The sequence below is a fragment of the Paracoccus gahaiensis genome (assembly GCF_005048225.1).
Classification (GTDB): Bacteria; Pseudomonadota; Alphaproteobacteria; order Rhodobacterales; family Rhodobacteraceae; genus Paracoccus; species Paracoccus gahaiensis.
In genome coordinates this window covers 44,109-50,836 of sequence record NZ_SUNI01000024.1, presented here as the reverse complement: position 1 = coordinate 50,836, position 6,728 = coordinate 44,109, and the positions used below count along the sequence as shown (strand labels likewise).

Annotated in this window: 6 protein-coding genes; 2 read left to right on the top strand and 4 right to left on the bottom strand. The window is 69.9% G+C overall.

The window, feature by feature from the left end; translation table 11 throughout:
- A partial coding sequence (locus FA743_RS17485; RefSeq protein ID WP_136887367.1) for an ABC transporter permease occupies positions 1-1,170 on the top strand: 1,170 nt, incomplete at its 5' end.
- A gap of 147 nt (positions 1,171-1,317) precedes the next feature.
- Here the strand turns inward: FA743_RS17485 and minE are convergent.
- Genes minE through minC form a run of 3 tightly spaced genes read right to left on the bottom strand, consistent with a single transcriptional unit; the run spans position 1,318 to position 3,178 of the window.
- Complete coding sequence (gene minE, locus FA743_RS17480) at positions 1,318-1,596, bottom strand: cell division topological specificity factor MinE (RefSeq protein ID WP_211242314.1); 279 nt, start codon at positions 1,594-1,596, stop codon at positions 1,318-1,320.
- Entirely contained in the window at positions 1,593-2,441 is an 849-nt protein-coding gene (minD, locus tag FA743_RS17475; protein ID WP_136887366.1) for a septum site-determining protein MinD, read from the bottom strand. The genes minE and minD overlap by 4 nt, the downstream gene beginning before the upstream one ends.
- Complete coding sequence (minC, locus tag FA743_RS17470; protein ID WP_136887365.1) at positions 2,438-3,178, bottom strand: septum site-determining protein MinC; 741 nt, start codon at positions 3,176-3,178, stop codon at positions 2,438-2,440. The genes minD and minC overlap by 4 nt, the downstream gene beginning before the upstream one ends.
- A 337-nt stretch (positions 3,179-3,515) precedes the next feature.
- Between minC and FA743_RS17465 the strand changes: the two genes are divergently transcribed.
- Positions 3,516-5,444, top strand: a complete 1,929-nt coding sequence (locus FA743_RS17465; protein ID WP_169308930.1) for a TonB-dependent receptor domain-containing protein — start codon at positions 3,516-3,518, stop codon at positions 5,442-5,444.
- A gap of 79 nt (positions 5,445-5,523) precedes the next feature.
- Here the strand turns inward: FA743_RS17465 and FA743_RS17460 are convergent, their stop codons facing one another.
- On the bottom strand, positions 5,524-6,714 hold the full coding sequence (locus FA743_RS17460) for an alginate export family protein (RefSeq protein WP_136887363.1): 1,191 nt from the start codon (positions 6,712-6,714) through the stop codon (positions 5,524-5,526).
- Positions 6,715-6,728: the final 14 nt, after the last annotated feature.

The following is a 6,728-nucleotide window of genomic DNA, read 5'->3' as shown; positions in this document are numbered from 1 at the left end:
CGGGCGGGCCGGGCGCGCACGCTGCAGGGCCGCCCGGCGCTGCGGCTGGCCCTGTCGGCCATCGGCGGGCCGCGCGACGAGGCGCTGTCGGTCATCCTGTCTTTGGGGCTGGGCCTGACCGTGCTGGCCGCCGTGGGGCAGGTGGATTCGAACCTGCGCCGCGCCATCGCGACCGAGCTGCCGGACCGCGCGCCCACCTATTTCTTCCTCGACATCCAGCCCGACCAGCTGGAGGACGTGCGCGCCCGCCTGACCGACGATCCGCTGGTCTCGGACGTGCAGACCGCCCCCATGCTGCGCGGCGTCATCACCCAAATCAACGACCGCCCCGCTCGCGAGGTGGCGGGCGATCACTGGGTGCTGCGCGGCGACCGGGGCGTGACCTATGCCGCCACCCCGCCGCCCGGCACGCAGATCACCCAAGGCGAATGGTGGCCCGAGGATTATGCAGGGCCCCCGCTGGCCAGCTTTTCCGACGAGATCGCGACCGAGATCGGCCTGAGCCTTGGCGACACGATCACCGTCAACATCCTGGGCCGCGACCTGACCGCCACCATCGCCAGCCTGCGCGAGGTCGATTTCTCGGATGCGGGGATCGGCTTCGTGATGGCGCTGGACCCTGCCGCGCTGCAGGGCGCGCCGCACACCCATATCGCCACCGTCCATGCGGGCCCCGAGGCCGAGGCGCGGATCCTGCGCGACCTGGGCACGCGCTTTCCCAATGTCACCGCCATCCCGGTGCGCGAGGCCATCGACCGCGCCGCCGATGCCTTGGCGGGGATCGCGGCGGCGACCTCCTGGGCGGCGGCGGCGACGCTGGTGACGGGCTTCGTCGTGCTGATCGGCGCGGCGGCGGCCGGAGAGCCCGCCCGAGTCTACGAGGCTGCGGTCCTCAAGACCCTGGGCGCCACCCGGCGGCGGATCCTGGCCAGCTTTGCCCTGCGCTCGGGGATCCTGGGGGCGGCGGCGGGGCTGGTCGCGCTGATCGCCGGGGGGCTGGCCGGATGGGCCGTCAGCCGCTTCGTCATGCAGGTGCCGTTCCGGCTGGACCTGGGATCGGCGATGATGATCGTGGGCGGCGGGATCCTGGTCACCCTGCTGGCCGGGCTGGCCTTCGCCTGGCGCCCGCTGGCCGCCCGCCCCGCGCAGGTGCTGCGCGGGCGGGATTGAGGGAGTATGCGGGACAGCTTGGCGTGGGCTTCAGATTTCGACGCTTAGCGTCGATATCGGGTTCGATGACCGATTCCGCCCCATGGCCCCGCAACGCAAGACAACCCCGGAGGCCGGGGTTGCTGGCAGGGCGGTCAGTCCAAGCTGTCAGCCGGCCTTCGACGCGGCGGCGGCGGGCAGTTCGATGTTGATCTCAAGACTGGACATCTGGTCGCCGCGTTCCATGCGGACCTCGACATCCTTGTCCCCGATGGGGACGTGCTTGCGGATCGCGGCTACGATGTCGCGCTGCAGCATCGGCAGGTAATCCGCCTCGGCGGTGCCGCTGCTGCTGCGCTCGTGGGCCAGAAGGATCTGCAGGCGATCCTTGGCCGTGTGCGCGCTTGGGATCGGGGGCTTCTTGCGGGCAAATCCGAACAGGTTCATGACGCACGTCCGAACAGGCGCTGGAAGAGGCCCGGACGACGCTCGCCCTGCATGCGCATCTCGACCTGGGTGCCGGTCAGGCGCGACACTGCATCCTCGTAGGCCTGCGCCGCGGCCGAGGGGCCGTCCAGCACGACGGGCGTGCCCACGTTCGAGGCCTTCAGGATCGCCTTGCTTTCCGGGATCACGCCCAGAAGCGGCACGGCCAGGATCTCCAGCACGTCGGTCACGGTCATCATCTCGCCGATGTCGACCCGCGCCTGGTCATAGCGCGTGATCAGGACCTGCGCCTTGATCGGCTCGGCGCCGGCGGATTCGGCGCGGTGGGTCTGGCTGCTCAGAAGGCCAAGGATGCGGTCGCTGTCGCGCACGGACGAGACTTCGGGGTTGGTCACCACCACCGCCTCGTCGGCGAAATGCATCGCCATCTGGGCGCCATGCTCGATCCCGGCGGGGCTGTCGCAGATGATATAGTCGAACTCGGTCTTCAGCTCGGTCAGGACCTTCTCGACGCCGTCCTTGGTCAGGGCGTCCTTGTCGCGGGTCTGCGAGGTCGGCAGGATGAACAGCGTCTCAAGCCGCTTGTCCTTGATCAGCGCCTGTTTCAGCCGCGCATCGCCCTGGATGACGTTGATGAAGTCGAAGACGACCCGGCGTTCGCATCCCATGGTCATGTCCAGGTTGCGCAGGCCCACGTCGAAGTCGATCACGACCGTGCGGAAACCCGCCTTGGCCAGCCCCGCCGAGATCGCGGCGGAGGAGGTCGTCTTGCCCACGCCCCCCTTGCCCGACGTGACCACGATGACCCGCCCGAGGGGCGGCGTGTTCTTGGGTTCTGTCGTCATGCGATCACCTCCATGCGAAGTTTTTCATCCTCCAGGTATATATGCGTGCAGCGTTGCCGGGCGGCATCCTCCAGCGTCTCGCTGGTCCGGTAGAGGCCCGCGATGGCTACCAGCTCGGCGTCCAGGCTCTGGCAGAAGATATGCGCGCTCTCGTCGCCGTGGCAGCCGGCCATGGCCCGGCCGCGCAGGGGGCCGTAGACATGGATGTTGCCCGAAGCGACCAGCTCGGCCCCCGAGGCGACCGAGCCGATCACCGTCAGGTCGCCCTGATCGGCCACGATCATCTGGCCCGAGCGGACGGGCGAGCGGATGACCTTGTTCTGGACCGGGCGCGGCGCGGGTGCCGGGGCCGCGGCCGCAGCGCCCGTGGCGGCGGCGGTGCGGGCCGGGACGCCCTCGCGCGGCAGGGGCGCGTCGCGGCCGGTCATCACCGGGATCAGGCCCATCTGCTGCAGGGCGGCGTCGTCCATGCCGCGCGCGCTCTGGACGCCGAAGACGCGCAGCTCGCGCTGGCGCAAATTGCCCACCAGCTCGCGCATGCGGTCGGCATCCCGGAAACCCGGGGCATTGATCAGGTCCAGCACCACCGGCGCACCCGCGAAGAACTGCGGCGTCCGGCGCAGCTGGTCGTCCAGCTGCGCATAGAAGGCCTCGCCCACGGCGTCGGTATCGATGCGGATGGCCAGCGCGGTCAGGAAGCGGCCGCGCACCTGGAAAGCGGCGACGGTTGCCGGCATGGGATCATGCCGCGTCCGGGCGTTCCGTTCTGACACGTCGAAACTCTGCTCCTGCTTTGGGACGGATCGCGACTCGGGGACGCACCGCTCTTGTTGCATGTCCGTGTGTCATGAACCGGCGCCCGACGAAAGACTCCCCGCGCATGTTCAGCAGGAACCTGCCGCATTTTTGGGACCAAACGCCGGCAGACCACGCCCCTGCCTGGGCGCAAGGGGCCGTGAAGGCGCGGATGCCCGCTTCCCATCGTGATCGGTTCTGGCTATCACGGTCCCACCGCCAGCCATTGCGCCCTTCCCGCCATCGCAAGCCCCTTCGTTTCTCATGATGGAGTCTGTGATGTCGAACCTGTCGCTGGCAGCCCTGCTGCTCGGCTCTGCCCTCTGCCCCGTCCAGGCCTTTGCGCAAGCGATCCTGCTGGACCCGATCCCCCTGACCGCCGAGGATCCCTCCGGCCCGATCGCCGTCTCCGGGGCGCAGATCGAGGATGCCCGCACCGGCACGCTGAAGGATGTGTTCCGCGCCGAACCGAGCGTGACCGTGGGCGGCGCCATCGCCATCGCCGAGCGCGTCTTCGTCAACGGCATCGACGAGCAGCAGCTGGCCGTCAGCGTGGACGGGGCGGCGCAGAACAACCGCATGTTCCACCATACCGGCACGAACATCATCGACCCGAACCTGCTGAAGGCCGCGCGCGTCGATGCGGGCGTGGCCCCTGCGGATGCAGGTTTCGCGGCCCTGGCCGGCAGTCTGGCCTATGAGACGAAATCGGCGCTGGACCTGCTGGAGCCGGGCCGCAGCTTCGGCGGTCAGGCCACGCTCGGATATGCCGGCAACGGCGACACGGCGACCGGCGCGCTGGCGCTGTACGGGCGGCAGGGGCCGGTCGATGCGCTGGTCTATGGCAAGCGCGCGACGGGCAACGCCTACGCGGATGGCGACGGAACGGTCGTGCCGCGCACCGGGGCCGACATGACCAGCCATGCGCTGAAGCTGGGCCTGCAGATGGGCGACTGGCGGGCCGAGCTGGGCGCGCTCGGGTTCAAGGACGATGCGCTGCGCCCCTATCGCGCCAATCTGGGCGGCGTGATCGGCGGGCGTCCCACGCCCGAGACGCGGCGCTATGCGCTGGAGCAGACCACCCGGACCCTGACCCTGCGCCGCACCGCCGCCGATGGCCTGCTGGACCCCGAGATCCGCATCGCCCGCAGCGAAAGCAGGCTCGACACGTTCGATCTGGCCACCCCCGGCAAGTCCGCGCCCGATTTCAACACCGGCCGCGCCCGGACCCTCAGCCTCGTCGCGCAGAACCGGTTCCAGCTGGGCGGCGCCGAGGTGACGGTCGGGCTGGACGCGGCCCGCAGCCGGGGCCGCTATGCGGGCCAGTTCCGCGGCGCGATGCTGGCCTTCGACGAAGAGCGCCGCACCGCCGGCCTCTTCGCGCAGGCGCGCGGCAACCACGGGCCCATCGATTACAGCGCCGGCCTGCGCTATGATCAGAACCGCTTCACCGGGGTCGCGGGGCAGTCGGTCGACACCGACGGGGCCAGCGTCAACGGCGCGCTGACCTGGCATGTGACCGAGGCGCTGTCGGTGAAGGCCGCCGCCTCCAGCGTCTTCGGCGGCACGCAGCTGGCTTCGGTCTACGAGTTGGACGATGTCTCGGCGCCCGACGCCTATGACGCGCTTGGCGCGACGCGGGGCCGGAACGGGGTGCTGGGGGCCGAATGGCAGCGGGGCGGCACCACCCTGGGGGCCGAGATCTTCCGGACCCGCATCGGCAATCTGCGCAAGGGCCTGACCGCCCGCGAGCTGGACAGCGAGGGCTTCCGCCTGTCCGCCCGGCAGGACTGGCAGGGCGGCTTCGCGGCCCTGCGCTACAGCGATACCGAGGTGACGCTGGACGGGCGTGGGGCCTCCAGCTTCGATCTGCGCGAGCTGGGCACCGTGCCGGGCGCCATGGTGACGCTGGAGGCGCGCCACGAGATCCGGCCCGGCCTGACGCTTGGCGGCATCGTCCAGCACGCGATCACCGAAAGGACCCGGGCCAGTGACACCGACAGCGACTGGCCGGGCTATACCGTCGTGGACGTCTTCGCGGAATACGCGCCGGCGGCCCTGGACAATGTCACCCTGCGCGCCGAGGTCACGAACCTTTTCGACCGCGCTTATGTGGACCGCGCCAGCTATGGCGGCGATTTCACCGAAGTGGTCGGCCAGCGCGAACCCGGCCGCAGCATCGCCGCCACCGCCGTGGTGCGGTTCTAAGGACGGGATATCGCCAAGCATGACATAATGTGGATTATTCCGCGTCTGGCCAGCCCGGAGTGATCCCGCCCGCAGGTGGTCAGAACGCGTATTCGACCTCGATCCGGCCCGCGAAGGCGCGCTGCGGGGCGGTGTCACCGTCCCCGCCCGAGAACCAGCCGAAGGCCGCGTCCACCTCCAGCGCGTCGGTGGGCCGAAAGCCCAGGACCAGATCGATGGCGTCGCCCAGATGCGCTTCCCCGCCCGCCGCCTCGAGCAGCCGGTAATGGTGATAGACCAGATCGATGGACAGATGCTCGCCCGGGGTCACCCCGACCGCCGCCGTCGCGATGCGAAGATTGCCCAGATCGGGGTCCAGCGCCTCGCCGTAATATTTCAGCTTGGCAAAGCCCCCAAGACGCCCTTCGTTCGACTGCAGCCCGGTCTGGCGATAGGTCCGGTCCGTGCCGTCCGAGGGATCGCCATCACCGCTGCCCTGCGCCCAGCCCAGGGTCAGGCGGGGCTGCAGGTCGTGATCCTCCCACAGGCGCGTGGCGCCAAGATCGAAGCCGTATCCCTTCAGGCGGCGGCCCTCCGCCTCTCCGCGCGACAGGCCCGCATCCGCCCAATAGCTGATGCCCGCGTCCAGCTCGCCCCAGGATCGCAGCCCCAGAGACAGCTGCTCGCCCCCGCCGCGCTCGCGGTCGTCGCCCAGAAGGGCGAAGCCCGCGACATGGATGTCGTCGGCGGCCTCGACCTCGGCCAGAAGCCCGGCATAGGCGATGCGGTCGCCGCGCGAGTCCGGCTCGAACAGTTCGCGCGGCACCCAGCCCACGCGCCCCGCCAGCGCATCCACGCGGACCTTGCCCATCTCGACCCGCGCCAGCACGCCGTCGATGTTCTCGTCGATCAGCCATTCGCGTTCGTCGCGATACAGCCAGCGCCCGACCCGCAGCTCGACGGCGCCGTCATAGCGCAGATAGGCCTGATTGATGCGGGCGGTGTTGGTGGTGGCCCGGTCCTCTCCCCGTTCCCAGATCCGCTCCGAGAAGAGGTCGATCTCGGTGAAGCCCGACCAGGTGCGTTCGGACGCAACCTCGGCGATCAGGCGGACCAGGGGCTTGACCCCGGCCTCGCCCGCGCGGTCGTCCTCCTCGGTCTCACGCTCATAGGCCAGATCGACCTTCAGCAAGGGGCGAAATTCCATCAGCGGCGGCAGGTCCTCCCCGGCCAGCAGAGGGGCGGGGATCGACAGGGCGGCGGCAAGCAGAAGGCGGCGAGGGAGGACCATGCGCAGTCTTTCTT

Excerpts from the sequence above, each read along its gene's own strand:
- FA743_RS17465 (WP_169308930.1), top strand. The coding sequence starts at position 3,516 with ATGTCGAACCTGTCGCTGGCAGCCCTGCTGCTCGGCTCTGCCCTCTGC.
- minE (WP_211242314.1), bottom strand. The coding sequence starts at position 1,596 with ATGAACCTGTTCGGATTTGCCCGCAAGAAGCCCCCGATCCCAAGCGCG.
- minD (WP_136887366.1), bottom strand. The coding sequence starts at position 2,441 with ATGACGACAGAACCCAAGAACACGCCGCCCCTCGGGCGGGTCATCGTG.
- minC (WP_136887365.1), bottom strand. The coding sequence starts at position 3,178 with ATGCCGGCAACCGTCGCCGCTTTCCAGGTGCGCGGCCGCTTCCTGACC.
- FA743_RS17460 (WP_136887363.1), bottom strand. The coding sequence starts at position 6,714 with ATGGTCCTCCCTCGCCGCCTTCTGCTTGCCGCCGCCCTGTCGATCCCC.